The following is a 23893-nucleotide window of genomic DNA, read 5'->3' as shown; positions in this document are numbered from 1 at the left end:
GAGCGGCCACGGTCCCCCGGCTACCATGAACCGAATCATCCGGCGGCGGCGAGCCGCCGTCGCCCCGGCCCCCACCACGAGGGAGAGGACGCCGATGCTCCGTTCACGATCGTGCCGCGCACTCGCACTCGTGATCTCGGCCGCCGTCCTCGGCCTGACCGGCTGCACGGCGGTCGACGCCGTCCCTGCGGCGGGCGGCTACGCCCCCTACGCCCCACCCGTGCAGATCGAATCCGTGAGCCTCCGCCAGACCTTCGACTCGACGCCGCAGGAGAGCCACGACTACTGGTCGAATCCCGACATGTTCGCGGACGCGAGCGGCCTCGAGTTCACCGACCCGGACAACGGCGTCTCGCTCGGCCCGGGTGACCCCGCGACCGGGGCCTACTTCCCACCCACCGTGCCGACCCCGGCGGCGGAGTCCGCGAACGGGTTCGGCGACATCCCGGAGGCCGTTCCGTACGATCGGGCCGGCCTCGGGGCCGCGACCTACGGTCGCCTCTACTTCGAGGTCGCGGGATCCACCTACGTGTGCTCGGCGACCGTCGTCAACAGCACGTCCGGCAACGTCGTCGTGACGGCGGCGCACTGCGTCATGGCCCTCGACGGCAGCGGGACCCCCGCCACGAACGTCGTGTTCGTCCCCGGTGACGCCGGGAACGGCGCATCGCAGCCGTACGGGATCTGGGCGGCGACCGAGTTCCTCGTGCCGCAGAACTTCATCGACAACGCTCGCGCAGACGAGAAGGGACGCGTGAGCGGTACCGGCTGGACCACGGACTTCGCCTTCCTCGTGATGGAGGAGAAGAACGGCCAGTCGATCCAGGACGTCACCGGTGGGCAGGGCATCGCATTCGGGGTGCCCGTGCAGGCGATCACACAGATCGGCTATCCGTCGGCGCCGCCGTTCGACGGGTCGGACGAGTACATGTGCGCGTCGACGAACTGGTCGCAGAGCTCGGCGGGCGGCTACAGCCATCTCTGCGACATGACCCAGGGCTCGTCGGGCGGTGCATGGAACGCCTACTACGACAAGGGCCTCGGCGCGGGATACGTCGTCGCCGTCAACTCGACGGGCGGGAACGACGTCTCGAACGGGTCCATCCTCGGTCGTCAGGCACTCGAACTCTACAGGGAGGCGGGCGCATGACCCGACGAACGAACGCGCTCGGGCTCGCCGTCCTCGCGCTCGCGATGCTCACGGGGTGCGCCGGCGTGACGCCGTACGGTGTCGCGAACCACGACGCGAAAGCGGCCTTCCACGAGGCGGCCGCCCTCGAAGTGCTCGGGACCTCGATCTTCGAGGGCATCGCCGAGACGGAGAACTTCACCTCGGTCGGCTACGCGCACGCCCAGACCTCGCAGGGCGAGACCCTTCACACGCGGCTCGAGACCACGGTCTGGGGAACGACGTACAAGTCGCAGCAGGCCGCCGTGATCGAACACGGCACGATCGATGTCGTGCACATGGGCGGGAGCATGAACACCTACTTCCTGTTCGGTGACGCGTACCTCCCCGTGACGAAGACGCCGTGGGTCTCGATTCCCCAGGGGGACATCGGACGAACGCAGGAGGAGCTGTGTCGCTTCGAGTCCGTCCAGTTCCTCTGCGGCATCTCGAACGCGTGGACGTTGACACAGGAGGCGCACGGCAAGGACATCCCGGTGCAGATCGAGGTGAACGCCGACGGCTCCCGCCATGTCACCTCCGCCGTGACGTTCGCCTCGCTCCATGACGCCGAGCTCTTCACGATGACGGACGAGCTGCGGCAGCGACTGGGGGACGAGGTCATGGAGGCGTTCATCCCGCTGCACGTGTGGCTCGACCCGAACGGGGTCGTCACGAAGGTCGAGGTCAACGGTCAGGTCGGGTCCGACTCGGAGTCCCTGCAGGCCCAGTTCGGGTTCGAGCTGACGGGTGAACCGGACGACGCCGACAAGCCGACCGACCCCGCGACGCTCGACCAATCGTTCGTCACCCAGATACCGTCCGGCCAGGTGGGCGCGTTCTGGACGGCGATCAACGAGATCCGCGACGGCAAATGATCCGCACGCACCACGAGGAGCACGCATGAGCACCCCGAACTCACCCTTCGGCACCCCGCAAGGCGGCGGCTACGGACAACCGTCGGGGGCCTACGGCCAGCCCGCCGGGAGCGGCTACGGTCAGCCCGCGGTCGGCGGCTTCGGCCAGCCTGGCGGCGGCTACGCGCAGCCCGCGGGGGGCAGCTTCGGCCAGCCCGCCGGCGGTGCCTACGGTGGCGCCGGGAGCTTCGGCGTCCAGCCGTCGAGCTACGGACAGGGCACGCAGCCGCCCGCCACGCAGGGATCCACCAACCGTTCACCGTCCCGGTCGCTCCTGACACTGCTCATCGCCACGCCCCTCGCGCTCGTCGTGGGCGGCGTCGCGGGCTTCTTCATCGCGTCCATCGGCATCGGCACGCTCCCGAAGGGCGAGGTCGAGGCGCAGGTGACCGCGGTGTTGCAGACCGACTTCGGGCTCACCGAGCTGCAGGGGGTCACGTGCCCCGACCGGATCGAGAACGAGCAGGGCGATTCGTTCCAGTGCACGTTCGAGTACGCGGGACAACAGCAGTCGGTCACGGTGACGATCGGATCCACCGACGGACAGCTCGTCGTGGGCTCGCCGGAGGCCTGAGCCCGGCGTCCCGGACGCCGGGAACGCGAGCGGCGACGTCCGGTCGTCCCGGACGCGGAGTTCAACCGTGTCGCGGCGGCGGCTCGACGGGGAGCCGGACGCCGCCGACCACGAGCGCACACTCGGGCGCGTTCTCGAGGGCCACGGCGACCCGCCACGCGTGGGATTCACTGAACGGCGGCAGCCGGTCGACGGGGAACCACACGACGTCGGTCGACTCCTCGTCACCGACCTCCCCCTCTCCCGCGATCCAGCGACAGCGGAACACGAGCGTGCAGTACTGCGCCCGGTCGCCGTTGACGTGCGTCACCTCGCCGGTCACGGTCACGAGCACGAGCCGTTCGACCTCGACCTCGACCCGTGCCTCCTCCAGGCACTCGCGCACGGCGGTCGTCGCGGGATGCTCCCCCGGGTCGACGATGCCGGTGACGGGCGTCCACTCACCGTTGTCGCTGCGGCGCACGGCGAGCATGCGTTCGACGCCGTCCGGGTCCGGGCGGAGGACGATCGCCGTCGCTCCCACGAGCCACAACGGATCGTGACCGATGCGTTCGCGGAGCGCGCGGACGAAGTCCGGGACGGGCACGTCAGCCCGTCGTCACGCCGAAGACGAGCCCGAGCACGTACGTGACCGCGGCGGCACCGTAGCCGATGAGCAACTGCCGCAGAGCACGCTTCCAGGGCGGCGCACCCGAGAGGATGCCGACGATGCCACCCGTGATGAGCAGCGCGATCCCGACCACCGCGGCCGATACGAAGACGGCCGTGAGCCCCTGGAGCCCGAAGAGGTAGGGGAGGACCGGGATGATCGCGCCGCCGGCGAAGAAACAGAAACTCGACATCGCCGCGCCCCAGGGCGTGCCGAGCTCCTCGTGCTCCTCGCCGCCGGTTAGGTTCACCGGACCCGACTCCGGCGCGGCCCCCTGCAGCGCGATCATGCGATCGGCCCGCTCCTGCGCGTCGTCCGCCGACATGCCGCGTGCCCGGTACACGAGCGCGAGCTCGTTCGCGTCGACGTCGAGCCTGGGGATGAGGGAGGGCGTCTCCGGATTCGGGGTCGACGCCTGGAGCAGCTCGCGCTGCGAGCGCACGGAGACGTACTCGCCCGCACCCATCGAGAGCGCCCCGGCGAGGAGTCCCGACAGACCGGTGATGAGGATGACCTGCGGCGAGACGCCCGTCGCGCCGACACCGAGAACGAGCGCGAGGTTCGACACGAGCCCGTCGTTCGCCCCGAAGACGGCGGCGCGGAACATCCCCGACATGCGCGTCCTGCTCCGCATGGCGAGACCGCGCACGACCTCCTCGTGGATGCGCTCGTCGGCGGCCATCGTGGGTGTCGCGTCCGCCTCCGTCGCGTACGGCGACCGGGCCTCGGCCTGCTGCATGAGCGCGAGCACGAACACGGAGCCGAACCGCCGGGCGAAGACACCGAACAGTCGCGTGTTGATGCCGGGCTTGACGCCGCCGTCCCCCCGCTCCCCCAAGAGTTCGCGCCAGTGCGCCTCGTGCCGTCCCTCGGCGTCGGCGAGGGCCAGGAGGATGTCGCGTTCCTCCCCCTCGCGTCGCTGGGCGAGGTCACGGTAGACGGCGGCCTCCGCTCGCTCGTTCGCGAGGTAGCGACGCCAGAGGCGGATGTCCTTCGGCGACGGGTCGCGGGTGAGATCGCCGTCGCCCGGGGCGGAGAGGACAGGAGTCATGTGCATCGATGATATCGGTCGTGCGCGTCGTCCGGCAGGCCTCGCGGTGCGCCGTCGGTCCCGTCCCGAACGGGAGAACGCCCGCCCGGTCGCACCGGGCGGGCGTTCTGCGCCGAATCGTCGAAGATCAGCTCAGCTTGTCCTTGAGGCGGTCGACGCCCTCCTTGACCGAGTCGGCCGCGTCGGAGACGGCGTTCTTGACCTTGGCCTCGAACTGGTCGGCGCGACCTTCGCGCTTGAGCTCGTCGTTGTTCGTGACTGCGCCGGCGGCCTCCTTCGCGCGGCCGCCGAGGTCCTGCGAGGTGTGCTTGATGTCGTCGTCCAGTGCCATGGAGCCTCCCGGGTCGGTGGTCGCCCGCCGGTCGGCGGGCCTCACGACCACCATCTCGCCCGAAGCTGACAGCGACCTCGGACCGCGCCTCGGCGCCCGTGACGTGTGGGCTCACGGCGGGGAGCCGGAGCGACCGCGTGAACGTGGCCGGGTCAGCCGCCGAGGGCACCCGCGTCGGTCGCCGACACGTCGACGCGCGAGAAGTTGAGGTACGAGCGCGAGGCGGTCGGGCCGCGCTGCCCGAAGTAGCGCGATTGGTAGGCGGCGGATCCGTAGGGGTGCTCGGCGGCACTCGCCAGTTGGAAGAAGCAGAGCTGGCCGATCTTCATCCCGGGCCAGAGCTTGATCGGGAGCGTCGCGACGTTCGAGAGCTCGAGCGTGACGTGGCCCTGGAACCCCGGATCGATGAACCCGGCCGTCGAGTGCGTGACGAGCCCCAGGCGCCCGAGCGAGCTCTTGCCCTCGAGCCGTGCCGCGATCGAGTCGCCGAGGGTCACCTGCTCGTACGTCGAGGCGAGCACGAACTCCCCCGGGTGCAGCACGAACGCCTCGTCGGCGTCGACCTCGACGAGCCGTGTCAGCTCGGGCTGTTCCTCGGACGGGTCGATGAACGGGTAGCGGTGATTGTCGAAGAGCCGGAAGTACCGGTCGAGCCGCACGTCGATCGACGACGGCTGCACCATGCCGACGTCGTACGGTTCGAGACCGATGGCGCCCGCGTCGATCCCGGCCTTGATGTCCCCGTCGCTCAGCAGCACGCGATCAGGATAGCGGCGCCACCCGTCGGGCGTTCGGGCGGGCTCCCCGCGACGGTGGAACACGAACTGCGCGACCTTGCTACACTGGGGCGGTCGGCCGAACGGCCGGTGCGCGGATGTAGTTCAATGGTAGAACTTCAGCTTCCCAAGCTGATAGCGCGGGTTCGATTCCCGTCATCCGCTCCGAAATCGGATCGTGCGACGGTCGCCCGTGTTCGGCAGCCGAACGCACGGAGACGCATGGGCGAGACGACGCCGTGGGAGGACCCGAGGCCCGATCCCCACGCCTTCCTCGCGCGTCTCGAGGCCGGCGGTCGCGAGGCCGACGAGCAGGAGCGGGCGGACGCGGTCGCCGCGGCGGCCGAGTCGCGAGCGATCGAGGACGTGCGAATCGAGCGAGAGCGTCGAGCCGCCGAGCGCGCCGCATCCGCTGCACGGCACGCGCGTGCGATCGAGGACGCGGCGGCTCGCGCGGCCGTGGCCGACGCCGAGGCAGCGGCGGCGAGCGCGGTCGTGGCCGACGCCGAGGCAGCGGTCGCCCGCGCGGCGAGGATGCGCCGGTGGGCGCGGGACGTGGGCACGGAGGCCTCGGGCGCACGACGCGGGACCCGGCCCCGCCGCGGCGACCGACGGCCCACGCACCTCGGGATGCGCCCGACGTCCGCCGGGGGCGCCGTGCGTGGACGCTTCGGAATCCTCCTGGCCGTCGCCGCCGTCGCGGTCCCGCTCCTCGGCCATCCCACCGTGCTCGCGGCGGTCCTGGGCGGACTCGCGGGCGTCGCCGCGCTCGTCGTCGTCTGGTGGCGCGACCGCGGCGGACGTGGTTTCGCAGCGGCACCGATCGTCATCGCCGTCGTGACCGTCGTGGCCACCGTCGGCATCGGCGTCGCCGTCGCCCGATTCGGCACCTGACACGCACACGCTCGGAGCGCTCACCATTGGCGGCGCCCCGCGACGCCCATAGACTCCACCCGAGCGGGCACCGAGCGGCGCCCCCTCCACCCGGGGGTACACGTGGCCCAGAGGGAACGAACCGAGCGCGAGGGCTACGCCGAGTCGGACCGTTCCGTCGCGCCGAACCACGACTACCGCGCACCGAGCGCGTACCGCGCCCCCGACCTCTTCACCGGGTCGACCTTCACGGCGGTACCGGACGACCGTGCCCCGGCCGCGGACGCGACGCGCGCCGGGAGCGACCCATCGCGGGACGACACCGACCGCCGCCCGACGATGCGACGCGTCTCGCAACACACAGCACGAACCGGAGCCCACGACCGAGCGACGGCCCGGCCGGCCGCGGCGTTCCGCTCGACCACATCGCGCGAGCCCCGCTCCTCGTATCGATCGCTCGCCGCCACATCGGAGCCGCCGGTCACCGAGACCGAACGGTACCGCGCGCTGCTCGGCCCGATCGCCATGATCTTCGGTGCGCTCGCCATGGTGGCGTTCCAGTTCTCCGTGGGATTCCCATGGATCCTCATCGCGCTCGGGGTGGCCTTCGCGATCCCCGCCTACTCGCGAGGCGTCCGTCCGCGAGGCGCGTCGGCCCTCTCGCGCGGCCTGACGATCATCGGTTTCGCAATCCTCCTCGTCGCGATCATCATCATGCTCACCGGCACGGGCACGAGAGCGGGCTCGGGTCGGGGCGCCGACGGTCCGATCATTCCCGTCCACCACGTCCCCGCATCGGGGCCGCCCCTCACGCTGACCGGTCACGGCGACGAAACGCTCCCCGTCGCCACCGGTTCGCTCGCGGTCGTGACCGTCGAGCCGGCCACGGCTCGCGACACCGTGCGCGTGAGCACGCTGCTGGACGACGGCACGGCCGGCGCGGAGATCGTCGTGTCCACGGGCCTCTCCGAACGCGGCGTCCTCACCGGCGGGCGCTTCGCGCCGAACAACGGCCTCATCGTCGAGGCCGACGGCGAATGGACCATCACGATCGCTCCGTGGACCGAACTGCCCACGTACAAGCTGGGTGCCACGATCGTGGGAGAGGGCGACGCCGACGAAACGGAGATGTTCGCCTTCGAGGGTCTCGGGGGCATGGGAACCTTCACGTTCGACGCCCCTGAGGGAGACGCCCTCCATCAGGAGCTCTATCCGAGCGAGATGACCATCACGATCCACAGCACGGATCGGACCCGGACGATCGATGGGGTCTCCCTCATGGACACCCGGATGCTGTGGCCGATGCGACCACTCGTCGTGACGGTCACGAGCAATGTGCCGTGGCGTCTGGAGATCGCACCGAGCCCGTGACGGACACGGGCGACGAGCCCGGCGGGTCGGACGCCGTGCGTGGCGACGGGTCACGATCCGCGCACCGGCCCCGTCCGAAGGCACACCCGGAGGACGATGCCGCGTGGTCGAGGCGCGCCCTAGACTCGCCGCGAGCGGGCACCAGGACGGGTGCCCACCCGTAACACGGAGGTGCCCGGTGCCGGACGCACGACAGCCGGACGAGACCGATGGCGAGCCCACGGGGCGCGTCGACTACTCGAACCGCGACTACAGCGCGCCGACGGGATACCGTGCGCCCGACTTCCTCAGCTCGTGGTCACGCCCGGCGACGGAGGCCGGAGCCACACCGGACACGGACGACGGCGCGGACGTCGATGCCCGTGTCCACGACGGCCGATCGGACCACGAGCGCGACGCTCCGGACGGTGATGCACCCGCTGCCGATACGGCAGGATCCGACACGGCCGGATCCGACGCGCCCGACCCCGTCGCCGCGCCGGGCGAGGCCGAGCCGGACAGCCCGCTCGGTCATTGGGGCGCCGCGTCGTCGGGCGATGCGGTCACCACCGAGGGGGCGATCGATCGCGACGGACACTCGCCCGCGGACGTCGGGGGCGCCGTTCCCCCCGCGGCCGCCGAGGGCCCGGAGGGACACCGCGACGCACCCGCCGGACGCGACACCGACACCGAGCTCGCGTCGTCCGGGAGCGACGATCACGACGACGACCACGGGTGGGACGACGAGCGGGACGGGAATCACGACAGCTCGGCCTCGTCGGACGCCCCAGCCTGGACCCCGAGGTCCGACCCGCCCGAGCAGGCCGAGCAGGCCGAGCCGGCCGAGCAGCCCGGCACGCCCCGCGACCACTCGATCCTCGCGATGTTCTTCGGCCTCGCCGCGCTGTTCATGGCGCTCATCTCGCCACTGTTCCTGTGGGCGTTCGTCACGCTCACGGCCGTGTTCGCATTGCCGCCCTTCCGACACGGGGGCGCCCGGCGCATCCGCGCGCTCATCGCGGGCGGACTCGCGCTCGTCGGCGTGATCCTGTTCGTGGCCACCTCACTCACGGTTCCGACCGGGAGCGGGGTCGCCGACGACACGCTCGACCCGGCCGCCACCTCGGCGAACGGCGAGCCGTTCGTCATCGACGGCTCCGGGGACGCGGACGTGCGCTTCCCCATGCCCGACGGTCCCGGCTCGTTGGCCGTCGTCGACATCACCTACGAGGGACCGAGCGGCAGCCTGTTCGCGGACGAACTGGTCGACGACGGCTACGGCACCTCCGTCGCCTCGATCTACCGCAGTGGCACCGCCCGCGGCATCGTGAACGGGTCGTCCTCCGGCGAAGCGCTCGGCCTCGAGATCGAGGCGGAAGGCGATTGGAGCATCCGTGTCAGCTCGGTGACGAGTCTTCCGACGTTCGACACGACCGTCTCGGGCGAGGGTGACGCGTTCCTGTACTACGACGGTCCTGCGGGCGTGAGCACCTTCACGTTCGAGAAACCGGTGTACGTGAACGTCGAGCTGCTCGGCACGGAGGACAGCTGGTCGGTCTACGGCTCCGACTTCCTCGTGTTCAGCAAGCTGTGGCCCGCCGGCCCCCTCGTCGTCTCGATCGAGAGCGATGAGGCCTGGACGCTCGACATCCTGCCCGGCGCCACGACGGCCCTGGGCGTCGACCCGGCCGCGACGCCGGACGGGGTCGAGTCGCCCTCGACCGAGCCCGACGCGACCGACGGTGCGCCAGCTCCCGAGGGCACCGCCCCCGCCGAACAGCTCGGCGAGGACGGGGCGACGGAGGGGTGAGCGCATCCGTACCCGACGACCACGCCGGCCGCGTGCCGCGGTCCGGCGGCCAGCTCGAGCTGCACTCCGGCGCCTACGTCGCGACCGTCGCGACCATCGGCGCGACACTGCGCACGCTGCAGCACGACGGGCGTGACCTCGTCGTCCCCTTCGCGGCCGACGAGGTGCGCCCCGCGTGGCGGGGTGCGACGCTCGCGCCCTGGCCGAACCGCATCGTCGACGGCCGCTGGGAACGCGACGGGATCACGCACGCCCTCCCGCTCACGGAGCCCGAGCGCGGGCATGCGCTGCACGGACTCGTCGCGTGGCTCGACTTCGAGCCGGTCGAGCGCACGGATGCACGGGTCGTGCTCGCGGCGACGATCCAGCCCCAGCCCGGCTACCCGTTCCGTGTCGAGGTGCGCAGCACGTTCGAGCTCGACCGTCACGGCCTGCGCCAGCGTGTCGAGGCGAGGAATCTCGACACCGTGGACGCACCGTTCGGGACGGGGCCGCACCCCTACCTCGTCGCGGGGCCGGGGCCCGTCGACGAATGGGAGCTGCTGCTCCCCGCATCGCACGTCCTCGAGACCGACGAGCGACTCGCCCCGCTCGGTCTCGTGGACGTCGAGGTCGATCCGGAACGGTTCGACTTCCGCGAGCCCAGACCGATCGGTGCGGCCGTCCTCGACCACACGTCCACCGGCATCGAACGCGACGCCACGGGCCACGCCCGTGTCGAGGTGCGCGGGGACGACGGAGCGGGCGTCGCCGTGGTGTTCGACCGCGCGTGTGCGTGGGTGCAGCTCTACAGCTCCGACCTTCCCGGCACCGCGATGCACCGCGCGGGCCTCGCGGTGGAGCCGATGACGTGCCCGCCGGACGCCTTCAACTCGGGCACCGATCTCGCCGAGATCCCACCCGGCGGGACGTTCACCGCGGGGTGGCGGATCGCCGCGCTCCCGCCGTTCGCCTGACCCCGCGCGGCCGCGACGAACCGGCCGCGCGGGATTCCCGGCGAACGTATATGCTCTGTCCACCGGCTGTCCAGGTGGCCGGTTCCCCCCATTGCCGCGACCTCCGCGCCGGCCCGATCGATCGGGCCGAAACCGAGCAGTGTTCCCGGCCGAAGCGACCGAGGAGCGTGCGTGCCAGACGTCCCATCCACGAGCGCGGAGCGCCTCGACGGCGCCACGCCGATGACCACCCCGATGCCCGCGATCAGGCATTCGATCAGGCGCCTTCCCGCAGCCGTCGACGAGCCGTACGTGTCCGTCCCCACCTCCTATGCGCTCGCCTGCGCCCCGCGCGGCGGGCGTTTCGCGTTCCTCGCGGTGCTCCTCGGCGTCGCGGCCGTCCTGCTCGCGTTCGAACCGGTGCCCGTGCTGCTCGCGGTCGTCCCGTGGGTCTGTTCGATCGCGTTCGCCGCCGTGGCGATCCGACGTCGCACGCGTCGCACGGCCCTCGTGGTGACCGCCCTCTCGCTCGCGGCGGTCGCCGTGGGGATCGCGGTCATCGACCACCTCTTCTGACGTCGGGGCATCCGGTGCGGACGCGATAATCGCGTCGCCCGCGCGCGCCGCCGCGACGGTGCGCTCGCTAGGCTCGAACGCATCACTCGACCCCGACGGTCGACCGCGACGCAGCAGTTGAGGAGCACGATGCCCACCATCCACGTCGTCAACGGCCCGAACCTCAATCTGCTCGGGACGCGAGAACCTGAGGTCTACGGCCACGAAACGCTCGCCGATGTCGAGGCACGCTGCCGGACGCTCACCGATTCGCTCGGCCACGCGCTCGTGTTCCGGCAGAGCAACAGTGAGGGCACGCTCGTCGACTGGCTGCAGGACATCGGGCGCGAGGTGGCGGCCGGCTCGGCGCTCGGCGTCGTGCTCAACGCGGGCGCCTACACGCACACCTCGGTCGCCCTGCGCGACGCGATCGTCGGCGCGAGCGTGCCCACGATCGAGGTGCACGTGTCGAACGTGCACGCCCGTGAGGAGTTCCGACACCACTCCTACCTCTCTCCCGTCGCGATCGGCATCGTCGTGGGCTTCGGGACCGGCGGCTACGAGCTCGCGATCCGAGGCCTCGCGGAGCGGGGCCGGGACGGGCGAGGCGGATGATGACGGTCACGCCGTCACCCCGCGTGTGCCACGCGCTCCGGGCCCGATAGGCTCGCACTGCCGCGTGGTGCGGCACGTGCCGCACGGTGCCCCACGGTCGACGACGGAGCGATCGCACGACCTCCGTTCCGGCCGCCGAATTCCAGCCGTCGATCGTCCCGCACGATCGGGAGTCGCCCACCAGAGGAGACCGCATGGGACAGCATCCCGAGGACGAGGCGCCGCGCCCGGAGGGGCCCTCGCTTTTCTCGTCGCTCGCCGCACCTGCGCCCGAGCTGTTCGGCCCGTCACCGACGACTGGATCCACCGACGACGGGGTCACGCCCGAACGTGTTCATGCGCCCGAACGTCCCGGCGCGGAGGCCGTCGCCCCAGCGGACGAGCCACGCGCCGATACCGGTCCCGCTCCTGAGGCGGCCGGCAACGGTCCCGTGCACGACGACGAGATCTCCTCCGAGACGATTCCGAGGGCACCGCGTCGCCCGGACCCCACACCGGTCGAGGAGACGGTACGAGCGGACACGCCCGCGTGGCAGGTGGCGCCTGCACCAGCACTCGGCCACGTCGCGGGGGCACCCGACCCCACACCGACCGATGGGCCCGCACCCGATCGCATCGCCGCGCCGTCCTCAGCGGGGACCCCGGCATCTGCACCCGCCCCCTCCCCCGCACCCACACCCGCACCCGCGGGCAGCGAACGTCGGTGGCGCGAGGACGCCGATGCGGTCGCCCCCGCGGACGATGTCTTCGACGACGTGCTCTGGCCCGACGCCGCGGCACCGGAATCCCCGTGGTCGACACCCACCCGCGGTCACGATGCGACGCCGTCCCCGCCGGGGTCACCCGTCCCACCGTTCGAGGAGCGGACCGGGAACGCGCCGACGTCACCGGACGACGCCCCCGGTCCACCGCCCGAGGATCCCCCAACGCTCTCTTCCGCACCGGCGCCGTCGGCGTGGCCGTCGGACGTGTCCTCGCGCCCCGCCACGATCGTCCCGCCCCCGTCCTTCGTGCGTCCCGACCCGCCGCGGCTCGAGCCCCCGGGCGACAGCTCGTCGTCCGAGGCGGACCGCGCGTCGCGGCAGATCTCGGCCCCTCCCGGCAGTGGCGGCAACTCGGCTCCGGCATCGACCACGTGGTTCGGACCGCCCCACGAGACCGTGCGACCCACGGACGGCGATCGATCGTTCGACCGGGACGCGGACACCGTCGCCGACGACTCCCACACGTGGTGGCCGCCGACGGCCGAGGCGTCCTCCGTCGGGGCTCCCCGGACGGTTCAGGAGCCGCCCGACGCCCCGGACTCCCGGCCGCCTGCCGGACCATTCACCGCGCCGGAACCGGTCACCCCGTCCGAACCGTTCGCCACTCCCGCGGCGCTCACCCCGCCCGAACCGGTCGAACCGGTCACCGCGCCCGAACCATTCGCGACGCCCGGGCCATTCACCGCGCCCGAACCGGTGGCCCCGCCCGAACCGTTCGCCACTCCTGTGGCGCTCACCGCGCCCGAACCGCGCACGACTCCCGAGCGATTCGACACCTCCTGGCCGCCCGCCACCCCGGATTCCGCGGGCGCCCGCGACCCCTTGGCCGCACCGGAACCGTTCGGTACTCCGGGGCGGGACGCCGCCACCGGGCCATTCGGCCCCCAGGACTTCCCGGACACCCGGGCCCCGTTCGCGAACCACGACCCGGTCGGTGCCCCGAGCCGGGAACCGGACGCCGCCGGACCGTCCGCGAGCGCCCCGGCGGCCGGCGGCTCCGGTGACCTCCTCGCTGCCGCGCCCGCCGCGTCGGCCGACGACGCCCACCCCCTCGCGGCGGAACCGACCGGCACATCGGCGTCGCCGGACGCCGACGCCCGGACGGTCACGGACGCGGACGACGGTTCCGACGAACCCGGTGCGGCGTCACCGAGCGACGGGGACTCGCCGTTCGACTCGTGGTTCGCGCCGCACGCACCCGTCCCGACGCGGCGGCCGGTCACGACGTCCGAGCGTCCGCCGTCGCCGTTCGACGCGCCCGGTCCGCTCGACGATCCGCACGCGCTCGGCGATTCGCCGGCCGCCCCGGAATGGCGTCCCGCGCCCGCCGGGCCGTCGACGTCGGATGCCCGAGCCGCGACTCCCGATGCCACTTGGCCCCCTGCCGATCCGACCCACGAACACGTTCCGGAACGACCCACCCGGGAGGCGCCGGACGAGCCCGAGCCGGCCAACGCCGCCGCGTCACGTCGTGGCGGCACGGCCGCCCGCGTGCTCGGCGTCCTCGCGCTCGTCATCGGCCTCGGTGCCGTCGGCGCGGCCATCCTCCCGCTCACGAGCGCGTGGTCGTGGATCCCCGCGGTCGTGGCGATCATTCTCGGCGTGATCGCACTCGTGCGTCGTGCCGCACCGCGATTCCCCGCCGTGGCCGGAACGGTGCTCGGGCCGGTCGCGCTCGCGATCGCCGTCCTCGTCAGTTTCACCGCGGTCTTCGATGCGATCGCCGGAACGGTGCTCGCGGGGACGACGCCGACGCCCGAACCGACGACGGTCGAGACACAGGAGCCGGAGGCACCACCCGTGCCCGCCGACGTGGTACACGAGGGCGTGGGCTCCGCCGTCCTCCCGATCCAACCGATCGACGGACTCGACCAGCCGATCATCGTGCTCGTTTCCGCCACGGAGGCGGAGGTCCCGATCGAGGTCTGGTCGCTCGGCTCGGCGGGCCAACGACTCGAGAAGCTCGTGGACGCCCTCGGCCCGTACGACGGGACGGTCGCGTTCGACGCCGTTCCACCCCCGACCGCGGCCCCGGACGCCGGGACCGATTCGGGTTCGAGCGACGACGTCACGCCCGGCGACCAGACGAGTGGCGACGTGTCGCTCGAGATCATCACCGAGGGCGCCTGGACCGTCACGATCCGCTCGATCGAGGCGCTCGAGACCTTCGGGGACCAGACGTCCGGAACGTCCGACACCGTGCTCCGCTACGACGGTCCCGGCGGGATCGCCACGATCGGCTATACGGGCACGGGCAGCTTCTCGGTCCGCCGGTACGCCGAGAACACCGAGGTCCTGCTGAACACGATCGGCGCGTACGAGGGGTCGGTCAACTGGCCGAGCGGCGCGTCGCTCGTGACCGTGCGCGCCGCGGGGCCGTGGACCATCACGGTCGCCTGACGGACGTCACCGCGGCGGCGAGCGGGCGCGCGACGGCGAGCGGGCCGTCGCTACCGGCTACCACCTCGCGGCGACGCACCGCGACGGGACCGACCGCCGTGGCGGTCGTTCCGTTCATCGCTCCGCCGCGACCGCGAGCGCGCCGATGACCGCGTCGAAGTCGGCGCTCACCGCACGACCGACCTCGGCACACACCTCCGGCGCCGCCCCCTCGACTCAGGCCAGCGCGCCGGCGGGCAGCCCGAGCACGCCCTCGACGGCACGCAGCATGAGCCGGAAGCGCTCACCGTCATCGCGCCACCGGACGAGCGATTGCGCGTTCACGCCGTCGATCATGCCGAGGATCTGCCACGCGGCCTCACCGGCATCGCCCGGCGGGAACGCGTCGTCGCGGATGCCGAGCTCGATCGTGCGGGCGATGAACGCCTGCCACGCATCCATGTGCTCGCGCACGCGCGCCGCGAGCACGTCGTTGCGTCCACCGAGCGCCCACGCCTGCACCCACACGAGCGTCACGTCGTCGCGACGCCCGTCGAGCAGTGTGTGCAGGAGCAGACGAAGCCGCTCGCTCGCGTCGGAAACGTCGGCGACGAGGGATTCGAGCTCCGCGAGCTCGGCCCCGACGACGGTCGCGAACGTGTCGGCCACCAGTTCCTCCATGCTCGGCGCGTAGTGCGCGACGAGCGCGGGCGTGACGCCCGCACCCGCCGCGACCTGCCTGAGCGTGAGCGCACCGATGCCGTCCCGCAGCGCGATGCGTTTCGCCGCCTCGGCGATCTCGCTCCGCCGCTCATCGGGACTGAGGCGGACCCTCGGAGTCGTCGCCATACCGCCCACCTCCTTCTCCCTCGCCCCAACGGTAGGGGATGGCTCGATCGGGCGCCGCGAGCGCTTCACCGAACGCCCCGGGGCGACGCCGATGCCCAGCGAATCCGCAGTCGCTCGTTCGTTGACTCCCCGGGTCGCTTCGACTACCGTCATCCTAATTGATCACTCGATCAATATAAGTTCCACGGAGGACCGATGACCTGGCGCATGCCCGCGGAGACCGCTCCGCACGATCGCACCTGGATGGCCTTTCCCCGCGTCGGTGTGACGCTCGGCGAATCGACCGCGGACCGGGAGGAGGGGTACCGCGCCTGGACGGACGTCGCACACGCGATCGGCGAGTTCGAGGAGGTCACGATGGTCGTCGACCCCTCCGAGCGCGACCGTGCCCGACGCATGCTCGGCTCCCACATCACGCAGCTCGAGGCGCCCCTCGACGAGTTCTGGATGCGCGACGCGGGCCCGACGTTCGTCGTCGACGACGAACGCCCGGGCGTGCTCGGCGCCGTCGACTGGGTCTTCAACGGCTGGGGCGCACCCCCGTGGGCCGAGTGGCAGAAGTCGGCCGAACTCGGCCGCTTCGTGCAGGAGCAGGCCGGTGCCGAACTCGTCGACTCCGACCTCGTGAACGAGGGCGGTGGCATCCACGTCGACGGCGAGGGGACGGTGCTCCTCACGGAGACCGTCCAGCTCGACCCCCGGCGCAATCCGGACGCGACGAAGGCGAGCGTCGAGGCCGAGATGGCGCGGACGCTCGGCGCGACGGCGTTCGTGTGGCTCCCCCGCGGCCTCACGCGCGACTACGACGCGTTCGGCACGAACGGGCACGTCGACATCGTCGCGACGATGCCCTCGCCCGGCCGCGTCCTGCTGCACTCGCAGCGCGACGCTGGTCACCCCGACGTCGAGGTGAGCCGCACGCTGCGCGAGCACTTCGCGGCCGCGACCGATGCGCAGGGGCGCTCGTTCGAGGTCGTCGATCTGCCCGCGCCCGCGACCCTGCGCGACGCCGAGGGGTTCGTCGACTGGAGCTACGTCAACCACCACGTCATCAACGGCGCGGTCATCGCGTGCGCGTTCGGCGAGGACCGTGCCGATGCGGACGCACGCGCCGTCCTCGCCGAGGCCTACCCCGAGCGCGAGATCGTCTCGGTCGACGCGCGGCCGATCTTCGCGCGTGGCGGTGGCATCCACTGCATCACGCAGCAGCAGCCGACGGTCGGGAGCCGCTCGTGATCGACGTCGTCGAGGCCCCCATCGCCCGCCTGCGCGAGGCACTCGAGACCGGTGAGACGACGTCCGTCGACCTCGTGCGGGCCTACCTCGCCCGCATCGCCGCCTACGACGCGCCGGACTCCCCGACGGCACTCAACGCGCTCGTCGTGCCGAACCCCGACGCGCTCGCCGAGGCCGAGGCCGCCGATGCACGCCGGGCGGCGGGCGAGACGCTCGGGCCGCTCGACGGCATCCCGTACACCGCGAAGGACAGCTACCTCGTGCGGGGCCTCACCGCCGCGGCCGGCAGCCCAGCGTTCGCCGGGCTCGTCGCCCAGCGCGATGCGTTCACGATCGAACGGCTGCGGCACGGCGGCGCCATCTGCCTCGGCCTCACGAACATGCCGCCCATGGCCAACGGGGGGATGCAGCGCGGCGAGTACGGGCGCGCGGAGAGCCCGTACAACGCCGACTACCTCACGGCACCGTTCGGCTCGGGCTCCTCCAACGGTTCCGGCACGGCGACCGCCGCGAGCTTCGCCGCGTTCGGGCTCGGCGAGGAGACGTGGTCCTCGGGCCGCGGGCCCGCATCCAACAACGCGCTGTGCGCGTACACCCCCTCGCGCGGGGTCATCTCGGTGCGCGGTAATTGGCCGCTCGTCCCGACGATGGACGTCGTCGTGCCCCACACGCGCACGATGCGCGATCTGTTCGAGGTGCTCGACGTCGTCGTCGCCGACGACCCCGAGACGCGCGGCGACTTCTGGCGCGTGCAGCCGTGGGTCGAGATCCCCCGCAGCTCCGAGCTGCGGCCCGACTCGTACGCCGCGCTCGCGCCCGACGATCGCGACGCGGCCGTCCGCACCCTCGCGGGCACGCGGATCGGCGTCCCGCGCATGTACGTGAACGCCGACCCCGACGCCGGCACCTCGGAGCACCCCGGGATCGGCGGGCCCACGGGGCGCCGCATCGAGACGCGGCCCTCCGTCATCGCCCGCTGGGAGGCCGCGCGGCGCGACCTCGAGGCCGCGGGCGCCGAGGTCGTCGAGGTCGACTTCCCCGCCGTCTCGAACTACGAGGGCGATCGCCCCGGCGCGCCCACGATCGCGACGCGCGGGCTCGTGTCGCCCGCCTACCTGCGGCACGAGATCGTCGACCTCTCGGCGTGGGCGTGGGACGACTTCCTGCGCGCGAACGGCGACCCCGCGCTCGACCGGCTCGAACTCGTCGACGGTGCGGCCATCTTCCCGCCACCACCGGGTGCCCTGCCGGACCGCTACACGGGATTCGACGACGACATCGCCGAGTACCCGGCCTGGGCGGCCGCGCACCCCGATGCCGACCCGCTCGAGTTCCCGGAACTCCCGGACGGCCTGCGTGCGCTCGAGGAGACGCGACGGCTCGATCTCGAGGCGTGGATGAACGAGCTCGAACTCGATGCGGTGGTGTTCCCCGCGGTCGCCGACATCGGCCCCGCCGACACCGACGTGAACGAGGCATCGGCCGATCTCGCGTGGCGCAACGGCACGTGGGTCGCGAACGGCAACCTCGTCGTCCGGCACCTCGGCATCCCGACCGTGACGGTGCCCATGGGCACGCTGGACGACATCGGCATGCCGGTCGGCCTCACGTTCGCGGGGCGCGCCTACGACGACACGGCGCTGTTGCGGCTCGCCGCCGCGTTCGAGGCGACGGGCGAGCGACGCACGGAACCGCCGCGCACGCCGCGTCTCGGCTGAGACGGGGCGACCGCGAGGAGGGGGCTGCGCGCCGAACGACGGTGCCTCAGGCGTGCGGGTCGTCCGGCACCACGCCGTCGGAGCCGGTCGCCGTGTCGCGCGCCGTCTCCTCCGCACCGATGGCCTCGGACGGCGGGAGCATGCAGCCGAGCGGCCCGCACATGCCTGCCGCTGGCTCGCCCACCATCCGCAGCGGGGCGAAGCCCTCGCGCTCGGGCACCTCCTCGTGCGACGTCACGTCGTTCGTCATGCACTCACCGCCTCGATGTCGTCCTCGGCCGCCAGGGCGCGTTCGAACACGTCGACGAGCGTGTCGACCGACTGGACGCCCGAGATCCCGTACCGGCCGTCGACGACGACGAACGGCACCCCCTGCGCGCCGAGCGCGACCGCCCTGGCCTGATCCGCCTCGATCTGCTCGGCGAAGCGGCGGGTGTGGAGCGCGAAGAGCGCCTCGTCGCCGTTGACGCCGATCGAATCGGCGAAGTCGGCGAGCGCCTCCGGGTTCCAGATGTCTCGTCGCGTTCCGAAGTGCGCGTGGAACGCGGCGTCCCACGCGGCGCGATCGATGCCGCGGGACGCCGCGAACGCGAGCACCTCGAGCATGCGCATCGTGTTCCCGGTCGAGCCGTCGGCGACGTGGTACCGCTCGATGCCGTCCTCGTGCGCGATGTCCTCGATGCGCGTCGAGGCCGCGACGGCATCCGCCTCGCTCATGCGTCCGTTCGCGGTCATGCGCTCGGTCACCGCGAAGCCGTGGTCCTCCGGCAACTCCGGCGAGAGCCGGAACGCGTGGTGGACGACCTCCACCTCGTCGTCGTGCCCGAACCGGGCGAGCGCGCGATTCAGTCGTTCGTTCATGATGCCGCACCAGGGGCACACGACATCGGCCCAGATCTCGATCCGCACACCATCTCCCATCGATCCGTCGACGCCTGAGAGTGTGCACCGACTCCCTGCGGAACGTACGCGAGCACGCGCACATTCCGCCGGGCGTCGTGTCGCTCAGGCGATGCGGTCGAGGCCGCCCGTCCAGCTCGTCGCGCGCTTCGCGGCGAGCTGGTAGCGGCTCGGCGCGGCCATGAGGTGGCGCACATCGGCGACGTCGGCCGCGTCCGGGGCCGGCGCGGGCCGATAGGCGGCGAGGTAGCGCAGGGCGGCACCGAGCCGATCGGGCTCTCGCGTCGTGGATTCGTGTTCGGCGTCGACGGCGGACCGCGGACGCTCGGAGACGTTCGTCATGGGGGAAGACTCCTGGTGGGGGATTCGGAGACGTCTCTAGCGTGCCACCACGAAGCTGGATGTATCCGGTTCGTCGCGGCGGGATCCCGGAGCGCTCCGGGTGGGTTGCGAGCTCTCAGGCGATGCGGCGGGCGCGCTCGTCGCCCGAACGTTCGCCGTAGTCCGCCAGGTAGCGCAGGCGCTCGGCGAGGCGGTCGCGTTCGATCTGGCGAAGTGGTGTGACGGTGTACTCGGGGGCGCGCTCGACGCGCCCCTGCATGACCTCGGCCATGATGACTCCTGACTGGGGATCGGAGTGTGGGGGATGCGCCGAGCATGGCAGCCGCCCGACGGGCCGACAACGCGGCTCGCCGGATCGTGGCCCGTTCGAGACCTCCCGTTGTGGACCGACCGCAAGAATCCGGGCGACGACGCGCGGTGGACGTGCAGAACCCCATGGCCGACGTCGCCCGGCCCCGCGGGTGGGCGATGATGGAACCCGTCCGGCCGCGACGGAGCCGGGCCATGACGCGGACGACTTCCGGGCAGCCGGGATCACCGCCGGAGAGGAGTCGCCGCATGTCGGCCATCATCGTGGGATACGCCCGGACGCCGTTCGTCCGCTTCAACGGGCAGTTCGCGACCGTGCGATCGACCGACCTCGGCGCGCACGCGATCCGATCGGCCCTCGAGCGTGCCGGCGTCGCGGCGGATCGGGTCGACCGCGTCGTCGCCGGTCAGGTGCTGCAGGCGGCGGTCGGGCAGAACCCCGCGCGGCAGTCGGCCGTCGCGGCGGGCCTGCCGCTCACGACCCCGGCGATCACCGTCAACGCCGTCTGCCTCTCGGGCTCGGAGGCGGTCGCGGAGGCGGCACGCCTCATCGACGCGGGCGAGGCGCACGTCGTCGTCGCGGTCGGCCAGGAGTCGATGTCGCTCGCGCCGCACGCGTGGTCGGGCTCGCGCGCGGGTCAGCGCTACGGCGCGATCGAGCTCGTCGACACGCTCGAGAACGACGGGCTCACGGACGCGTTCGCGCACCGTTCGATGGGGGCCGAGACCGAGGACGGCAACGGCGAGCTCGGCATCGCGCGTGACGTGCAGGACGCCGTCGCCGCCGCCTCCCACGCGCGCGCCGCCGCGAGCGCGGAGTTCCTCGCGGGCGAGATCGCACCGTTCGAGGTACCGTCGCGCCGGGGCGCGACGCTCGTCTCGGCGGACGACGGGATCCGTCCCGAGTCGACCGTCGAGTCGCTCGCGAAGCTGCGCCCGGCGTTCGCCGAGGACGGCACGATCACGGCGGGCAACGCCTCGCAGATCACCGACGGCGCGGCCGCACTCGTGCTCGTGAGCCGCGAGGTCGAGGCCGAGCTCGGGCTCGTCGGTATCGCGACCGTCGAGTCGCACGCGCTCGTCGCGGGCCCCGACACGAGGCTGCACGAACAGCCCGCGAACGCGATCGTCGCGGCGCTCGCCAGGATCGGTGCCGACGCGGCGGAGCTGCGGGCGGTCGAGATCAACGAGGCCTTCGCGGCGGTCGCCGTCCGTTCGACCGCGACGCTCGGCATCGATCCGGCGATCGTCAACCCGCACGGCGGCGCGATCGCGCTCGGGCACCCGATCGGCGCGTCCGGCACGCGCGTCGTGGGCACGCTCGCTCGCGAACTGCGGGCCCTGGGCACGGGCAGCCTGGGTGCCGCCGCGCTGTGCGGGGGCGGCGGCCAGGGCTCGGCGATCGTGCTGCGGGCCCGCTGAGCGGCACCGCTCCGCACCACCGTCCGGGCTCGTCAGTCCACGAGCCCCATGATGATGCACCCCACGCCGCCGATGGCCAGGATCGCACCCCAGTAGCGGACGGGCACGAAGAAGATCGTGGACGCCCGACGATCGTTGATCGGCCGTCCGGTCCGCTCGTCGAGCACCTCGACGGTGCGGAACGCGATCGCACGGCCGCTCTCGTCGCGGTAGGGCTCCTCGAGGGGGACGTCGATCGTCCGGAACGCGGGCGCGTCCAGGAACCGCGCTTACAGGGTCAGCGCGACGACGTGGACGAGTGCACCCGTGATGACGAAGGCGATCCCCGCGGTGACCGCCTCCGGGGCCACCGAATAGGTCCGTGCCGCGACCCACGTCGCGATGCCACGCACGATCGAGGCGGTCACCCCGCACACCAGGAAGGCGATGAGCACCATGAGCCACCCCCAACGGGTCCAGATCAGCATGCGTCCCCCTCCGAACGTCCCGCACGAGCCTGTCAGAGGGCGTGCGGCGCCGGTGCCCCGTGACCTCGGGGCATGGGGACCACGGTGGGGAGTCGGTCGTCAGCGCCGCGTGAGCGACGCGAGGTAGGCCGCCGCGTGAGCGCGCGGCGCATCGCTCAGCCACGTCTCGCGCACGGCATCACCGAACGCGGCCCGGGCGTCCTCGATGCGCCGGTCGGTGTCGGCGCGGAGCATCAGCTTCTGGACGGCGTAGCTCGCGGGCGGCGATGCGGCGAGGGTGCGCGCCACCTCGTGTGCGCGATCGACGACGCGTCCGGGCTCGACGACCTCGTCGACGAGGCCCGCCGCGAGCGCCTCGGCGGGTTCGAGCGTCGTTCCCGTGCGCACGAGCGATTCGGTGCGCACCCCGGTGCGTGCCCGCAGCACCTCGAGTGCGGCCGGTGGGATCGGGAACCCGACGAGGCTCTCGGTGACCCCGATGCGGCCGGTGCCCATGACCCGCACGTCGCACGCCGCGACGAGCAGGCAGCCGCCCGCGATCGCGTGCCCCGTGACGGCGGCGACGGTCGGCACCTCCACGCGGTACAGCGCGACGACGAACGACTCGAGCGCCTCGAGGAACTCCTCGGTGTACGCGAGCGGCGCGGCGAGCAGCCCCGCGAGGTCGACGCCCGCCGAGAAGGCCCGCTGTGCGCCGACGAGCACGATCGCGCGTGCGTCGCGCTGCGCCTCGACCGCGGCGGCGAGCTCGCGGATGGCCGCGAGGTCGATCACGTTGAGGCGGCCGTCGTCGATCCGCACCGTCGCGATGCCGTCCTCGATACTCGTCCCGATCATGCGGTTCCTCCGTCCGGACGCGTCGTCGCGCCCACACCATCCTCGTGCACGCGGCGCCGGGACACGAGTCGGCCGCGCCACCTACGCTGACATGGTCACCCCGTCCCCGCACCCACGAGAGGGAGCCCCATGCCGACCGACCAGGACCTCGTCGTCAGCGTCCCCACCACCGAGCAGCTCGAACGCCTGGATCCGCCCGCCGGCGTGCGCGTCATCGAGTGGGACCTCCAGGGCCCGGCCCCCGAATCACGCATCGACCTCGTCGTCCTGCCCTACATGTCGGCACTCGACGTGCTCGACCGACTCGACGGCGTCGAGACCCGCCTCGTGCAGAGTCCGTCGATCGGCTACGACGGTTACGCGGAGCGCCTGCCGGCCGGGCACGTGCTCGCGAACGCGGCGGGCGTGCACGAGGCCTCGACCGCCGAGCTCGCCGTCGGCATGGTCATCGCCTCGCAGCGACGCATCCCACTGCACGTGCGCAATCAGGAGCGCGGCGTGTGGGGCACGGGGCTCGGGCTCTCGCGGAGCCTCGCCGACCAGCGGGTGCTCGTGCTCGGCTACGGCGGGGTCGGGCGTGCGATCGCCGACCGCCTGGCACCGTTCGAGACCGACGTGACCGTCGTCGCGTCACGCGCTCGCGACGTCGACGGTCGCCACGTGCACGGCATCGACGAGCTCCCCGCGCTCCTGCCCGAGACCGATGTCGTGATCGTCGTCGTCCCGCTCTCCGACGCGACGCGTCACCTCGTGGACGACACGTTCCTCACGGCGCTCCCCGACGGCGCACTCGTCGTGAACGCCGCCCGCGGCCCCGTCGCCGACACGGACGCACTCGTCGATCACGTACGGCGCGGTCGCATCCGTCTCGCCCTCGACGTGACCGACCCCGAGCCGCTCCCCGAGGGGCACCCGCTGTGGGCGCTCGACGACGTCCTCATCACGCCGCACGTCGGTGGCGCGTCGACCGCGATGCAGCCCCGGCTCCGCGCGCTCGTCCTCGAGCAGATCGACCGGCTCGTGCGCGACGAGGCACCCGTGAACGTCGTCCTGGGCGGCTGAGCGC

27 protein-coding genes and 1 tRNA gene are annotated in these 23893 nt (G+C 72.4%); 15 read left to right on the top strand and 13 right to left on the bottom strand.

Annotated features, from left to right (window positions below):
• Positions 1–94: 94 nt before the first annotated feature.
• Genes HNR16_RS16120 through HNR16_RS16110 form a run of 3 tightly spaced genes read left to right on the top strand, consistent with a single transcriptional unit; the run spans position 95 to position 2659 of the window.
• Positions 95–1150 (top strand): trypsin-like serine peptidase, encoded by a 1056-nt coding sequence (locus HNR16_RS16120; protein ID WP_158038865.1) that lies wholly within the window; start codon positions 95–97, stop codon positions 1148–1150.
• Positions 1147–2046, top strand: coding sequence for a hypothetical protein (locus HNR16_RS16115; protein ID WP_179558305.1), 900 nt, complete (start codon positions 1147–1149; stop codon positions 2044–2046). The genes HNR16_RS16120 and HNR16_RS16115 overlap by 4 nt, the downstream gene beginning before the upstream one ends.
• Before the next feature lie 25 nt (positions 2047–2071).
• Entirely contained in the window at positions 2072–2659 is a 588-nt protein-coding gene (locus HNR16_RS16110) for a DUF4333 domain-containing protein (protein WP_158038862.1), read from the top strand.
• 61 nt (positions 2660–2720) lie between these two features.
• Here the strand turns inward: HNR16_RS16110 and HNR16_RS16105 are convergent, their stop codons facing one another.
• The 4 genes from HNR16_RS16105 to dcd form a co-directional block, all read right to left on the bottom strand.
• Positions 2721–3245, bottom strand: a complete 525-nt coding sequence (locus HNR16_RS16105; protein ID WP_158038861.1) for an NUDIX hydrolase — start codon at positions 3243–3245, stop codon at positions 2721–2723.
• 1 nt (position 3246) lies between these two features.
• A complete protein-coding gene (locus tag HNR16_RS16100; protein WP_158038860.1) occupies positions 3247–4359 on the bottom strand; it encodes a VIT1/CCC1 transporter family protein in 1113 nt (370 codons plus the stop codon).
• Between the two features lie 127 nt (positions 4360–4486).
• Positions 4487–4690 carry a CsbD family protein gene (locus HNR16_RS16095; RefSeq protein ID WP_158038859.1) on the bottom strand — a complete coding sequence of 68 codons (204 nt, stop codon included), beginning with the start codon at positions 4688–4690 and terminating at the stop codon, positions 4487–4489.
• A gap of 152 nt (positions 4691–4842) precedes the next feature.
• Entirely contained in the window at positions 4843–5448 is a 606-nt protein-coding gene (dcd, locus tag HNR16_RS16090) for a dCTP deaminase (RefSeq protein WP_158038858.1), read from the bottom strand.
• Positions 5449–5560: 112 nt separating this feature from the next.
• Here dcd and HNR16_RS16085 point away from each other — a divergent pair.
• From HNR16_RS16085 to aroQ, 7 genes are all read left to right on the top strand, one after another.
• Positions 5561–5631 (top strand) — tRNA-Gly (locus HNR16_RS16085).
• Between the two features lie 57 nt (positions 5632–5688).
• Entirely contained in the window at positions 5689–6360 is a 672-nt protein-coding gene (locus HNR16_RS16080) for a hypothetical protein (RefSeq protein ID WP_158038857.1), read from the top strand.
• 102 nt (positions 6361–6462) lie between these two features.
• Positions 6463–7710 carry a MerC domain-containing protein gene (locus HNR16_RS16075; protein WP_158038856.1) on the top strand — a complete coding sequence of 416 codons (1248 nt, stop codon included), beginning with the start codon at positions 6463–6465 and terminating at the stop codon, positions 7708–7710.
• 178 nt (positions 7711–7888) lie between these two features.
• Entirely contained in the window at positions 7889–9499 is a 1611-nt protein-coding gene (locus tag HNR16_RS16070) for a hypothetical protein (RefSeq protein WP_158038855.1), read from the top strand.
• Positions 9496–10455: an aldose 1-epimerase family protein gene (locus HNR16_RS16065; protein ID WP_225737707.1), complete on the top strand. Its 960-nt coding sequence runs from the start codon at positions 9496–9498 to the stop codon at positions 10453–10455. The genes HNR16_RS16070 and HNR16_RS16065 overlap by 4 nt, the downstream gene beginning before the upstream one ends.
• Positions 10456–10626: 171 nt before the next feature.
• Positions 10627–11010, top strand: a complete 384-nt coding sequence (locus HNR16_RS16060) for a hypothetical protein (RefSeq protein WP_158038854.1) — start codon at positions 10627–10629, stop codon at positions 11008–11010.
• Between the two features lie 129 nt (positions 11011–11139).
• Entirely contained in the window at positions 11140–11604 is a 465-nt protein-coding gene (gene aroQ / locus HNR16_RS16055; protein ID WP_158038853.1) for a type II 3-dehydroquinate dehydratase, read from the top strand.
• 811 nt (positions 11605–12415) lie between these two features.
• On the opposite strand, the gene HNR16_RS16050 is transcribed toward aroQ, so the two are convergent.
• On the bottom strand, positions 12416–12775 hold the full coding sequence (locus HNR16_RS16050; protein WP_158038852.1) for a hypothetical protein: 360 nt from the start codon (positions 12773–12775) through the stop codon (positions 12416–12418).
• Between the two features lie 319 nt (positions 12776–13094).
• Here HNR16_RS16050 and HNR16_RS16045 point away from each other — a divergent pair, with 319 nt between their 5' ends.
• A complete protein-coding gene (locus HNR16_RS16045; RefSeq protein WP_158038851.1) occupies positions 13095–14768 on the top strand; it encodes a DUF4190 domain-containing protein in 1674 nt (557 codons plus the stop codon).
• A 216-nt stretch (positions 14769–14984) separates the two neighbouring features.
• On the opposite strand, the gene HNR16_RS16040 is transcribed toward HNR16_RS16045, so the two are convergent.
• Complete coding sequence (locus HNR16_RS16040; protein ID WP_158038850.1) at positions 14985–15596, bottom strand: TetR/AcrR family transcriptional regulator; 612 nt, start codon at positions 15594–15596, stop codon at positions 14985–14987.
• Between the two features lie 195 nt (positions 15597–15791).
• Here HNR16_RS16040 and HNR16_RS16035 point away from each other — a divergent pair, with 195 nt between their 5' ends.
• Both HNR16_RS16035 and HNR16_RS16030 read left to right on the top strand, forming a co-directional pair.
• Positions 15792–16832 (top strand): agmatine deiminase family protein, encoded by a 1041-nt coding sequence (locus HNR16_RS16035; protein ID WP_158038849.1) that lies wholly within the window; start codon positions 15792–15794, stop codon positions 16830–16832.
• The gene (locus HNR16_RS16030; RefSeq protein WP_158038848.1) at positions 16829–18550 is read left to right on the top strand and encodes an amidase; all 1722 of its coding nucleotides are present in this window, start codon (positions 16829–16831) and stop codon (positions 18548–18550) included. The genes HNR16_RS16035 and HNR16_RS16030 overlap by 4 nt, the downstream gene beginning before the upstream one ends.
• Before the next feature lie 46 nt (positions 18551–18596).
• Here HNR16_RS16030 and HNR16_RS16025 read toward each other — a convergent pair whose 3' ends face one another.
• The 4 genes from HNR16_RS16025 to HNR16_RS16010 form a co-directional block, all read right to left on the bottom strand.
• Complete coding sequence (locus HNR16_RS16025; RefSeq protein WP_158038847.1) at positions 18597–18800, bottom strand: hypothetical protein; 204 nt, start codon at positions 18798–18800, stop codon at positions 18597–18599.
• Positions 18797–19459, bottom strand: a complete 663-nt coding sequence (locus HNR16_RS16020) for a DsbA family oxidoreductase (protein WP_179558304.1) — start codon at positions 19457–19459, stop codon at positions 18797–18799. The genes HNR16_RS16025 and HNR16_RS16020 overlap by 4 nt, the downstream gene beginning before the upstream one ends.
• A 96-nt stretch (positions 19460–19555) precedes the next feature.
• A complete protein-coding gene (locus HNR16_RS16015) occupies positions 19556–19792 on the bottom strand; it encodes a hypothetical protein (RefSeq protein ID WP_158038845.1) in 237 nt (78 codons plus the stop codon).
• Between the two features lie 115 nt (positions 19793–19907).
• On the bottom strand, positions 19908–20063 hold the full coding sequence (locus tag HNR16_RS16010) for a hypothetical protein (RefSeq protein WP_179558303.1): 156 nt from the start codon (positions 20061–20063) through the stop codon (positions 19908–19910).
• A gap of 287 nt (positions 20064–20350) precedes the next feature.
• Here HNR16_RS16010 and HNR16_RS16005 point away from each other — a divergent pair, with 287 nt between their 5' ends.
• Complete coding sequence (locus HNR16_RS16005; RefSeq protein WP_158038844.1) at positions 20351–21523, top strand: acetyl-CoA C-acyltransferase; 1173 nt, start codon at positions 20351–20353, stop codon at positions 21521–21523.
• A gap of 32 nt (positions 21524–21555) precedes the next feature.
• Here the strand turns inward: HNR16_RS16005 and HNR16_RS18675 are convergent, their stop codons facing one another.
• The 3 genes from HNR16_RS18675 to HNR16_RS15995 form a co-directional block, all read right to left on the bottom strand.
• The gene (locus HNR16_RS18675) at positions 21556–21690 is read right to left on the bottom strand and encodes a hypothetical protein (RefSeq protein WP_263971447.1); all 135 of its coding nucleotides are present in this window, start codon (positions 21688–21690) and stop codon (positions 21556–21558) included.
• Positions 21691–21792: 102 nt separating this feature from the next.
• Entirely contained in the window at positions 21793–21990 is a 198-nt protein-coding gene (locus HNR16_RS16000) for a hypothetical protein (protein ID WP_158038843.1), read from the bottom strand.
• A 99-nt stretch (positions 21991–22089) separates the two neighbouring features.
• On the bottom strand, positions 22090–22827 hold the full coding sequence (locus HNR16_RS15995; protein ID WP_158038842.1) for an enoyl-CoA hydratase/isomerase family protein: 738 nt from the start codon (positions 22825–22827) through the stop codon (positions 22090–22092).
• A gap of 129 nt (positions 22828–22956) precedes the next feature.
• Here HNR16_RS15995 and HNR16_RS15990 point away from each other — a divergent pair, with 129 nt between their 5' ends.
• Complete coding sequence (locus HNR16_RS15990; RefSeq protein WP_158038841.1) at positions 22957–23889, top strand: 2-hydroxyacid dehydrogenase; 933 nt, start codon at positions 22957–22959, stop codon at positions 23887–23889.
• Positions 23890–23893: the final 4 nt, after the last annotated feature.

This window comes from Pseudoclavibacter chungangensis (genome assembly GCF_013410545.1).
In the GTDB taxonomy this organism is placed as follows: Bacteria; Actinomycetota; Actinomycetes; order Actinomycetales; family Microbacteriaceae; genus Pseudoclavibacter; species Pseudoclavibacter chungangensis.
This window is presented reverse-complemented; position numbering and strand designations above follow the sequence as displayed.

What these genes read in the sequence shown, in the direction of transcription:
- HNR16_RS15990 (WP_158038841.1), top strand. Translation starts at nt 22,957, where the DNA reads ATGCCGACCGACCAGGACCTCGTCGTCAGCGTCCCCACCACCGAGCAG.
- HNR16_RS16100 (WP_158038860.1), bottom strand. Translation starts at nt 4,359, where the DNA reads ATGACTCCTGTCCTCTCCGCCCCGGGCGACGGCGATCTCACCCGCGAC.
- HNR16_RS16120 (WP_158038865.1), top strand. Translation starts at nt 95, where the DNA reads ATGCTCCGTTCACGATCGTGCCGCGCACTCGCACTCGTGATCTCGGCC.
- HNR16_RS16110 (WP_158038862.1), top strand. Translation starts at nt 2,072, where the DNA reads ATGAGCACCCCGAACTCACCCTTCGGCACCCCGCAAGGCGGCGGCTAC.
- HNR16_RS16115 (WP_179558305.1), top strand. Translation starts at nt 1,147, where the DNA reads ATGACCCGACGAACGAACGCGCTCGGGCTCGCCGTCCTCGCGCTCGCG.
- HNR16_RS16010 (WP_179558303.1), bottom strand. Translation starts at nt 20,063, where the DNA reads ATGGCCGAGGTCATGCAGGGGCGCGTCGAGCGCGCCCCCGAGTACACC.
- HNR16_RS16080 (WP_158038857.1), top strand. Translation starts at nt 5,689, where the DNA reads ATGGGCGAGACGACGCCGTGGGAGGACCCGAGGCCCGATCCCCACGCC.
- HNR16_RS16000 (WP_158038843.1), bottom strand. Translation starts at nt 21,990, where the DNA reads ATGCTGATCTGGACCCGTTGGGGGTGGCTCATGGTGCTCATCGCCTTC.
- HNR16_RS16035 (WP_158038849.1), top strand. Translation starts at nt 15,792, where the DNA reads ATGACCTGGCGCATGCCCGCGGAGACCGCTCCGCACGATCGCACCTGG.
- HNR16_RS16095 (WP_158038859.1), bottom strand. Translation starts at nt 4,690, where the DNA reads ATGGCACTGGACGACGACATCAAGCACACCTCGCAGGACCTCGGCGGC.
- HNR16_RS15995 (WP_158038842.1), bottom strand. Translation starts at nt 22,827, where the DNA reads ATGATCGGGACGAGTATCGAGGACGGCATCGCGACGGTGCGGATCGAC.
- HNR16_RS16005 (WP_158038844.1), top strand. Translation starts at nt 20,351, where the DNA reads ATGTCGGCCATCATCGTGGGATACGCCCGGACGCCGTTCGTCCGCTTC.
- HNR16_RS16040 (WP_158038850.1), bottom strand. Translation starts at nt 15,596, where the DNA reads ATGGCGACGACTCCGAGGGTCCGCCTCAGTCCCGATGAGCGGCGGAGC.
- HNR16_RS16015 (WP_158038845.1), bottom strand. Translation starts at nt 19,792, where the DNA reads ATGACGAACGTCTCCGAGCGTCCGCGGTCCGCCGTCGACGCCGAACAC.
- HNR16_RS16025 (WP_158038847.1), bottom strand. Translation starts at nt 18,800, where the DNA reads ATGACGAACGACGTGACGTCGCACGAGGAGGTGCCCGAGCGCGAGGGC.
- aroQ (WP_158038853.1), top strand. Translation starts at nt 11,140, where the DNA reads ATGCCCACCATCCACGTCGTCAACGGCCCGAACCTCAATCTGCTCGGG.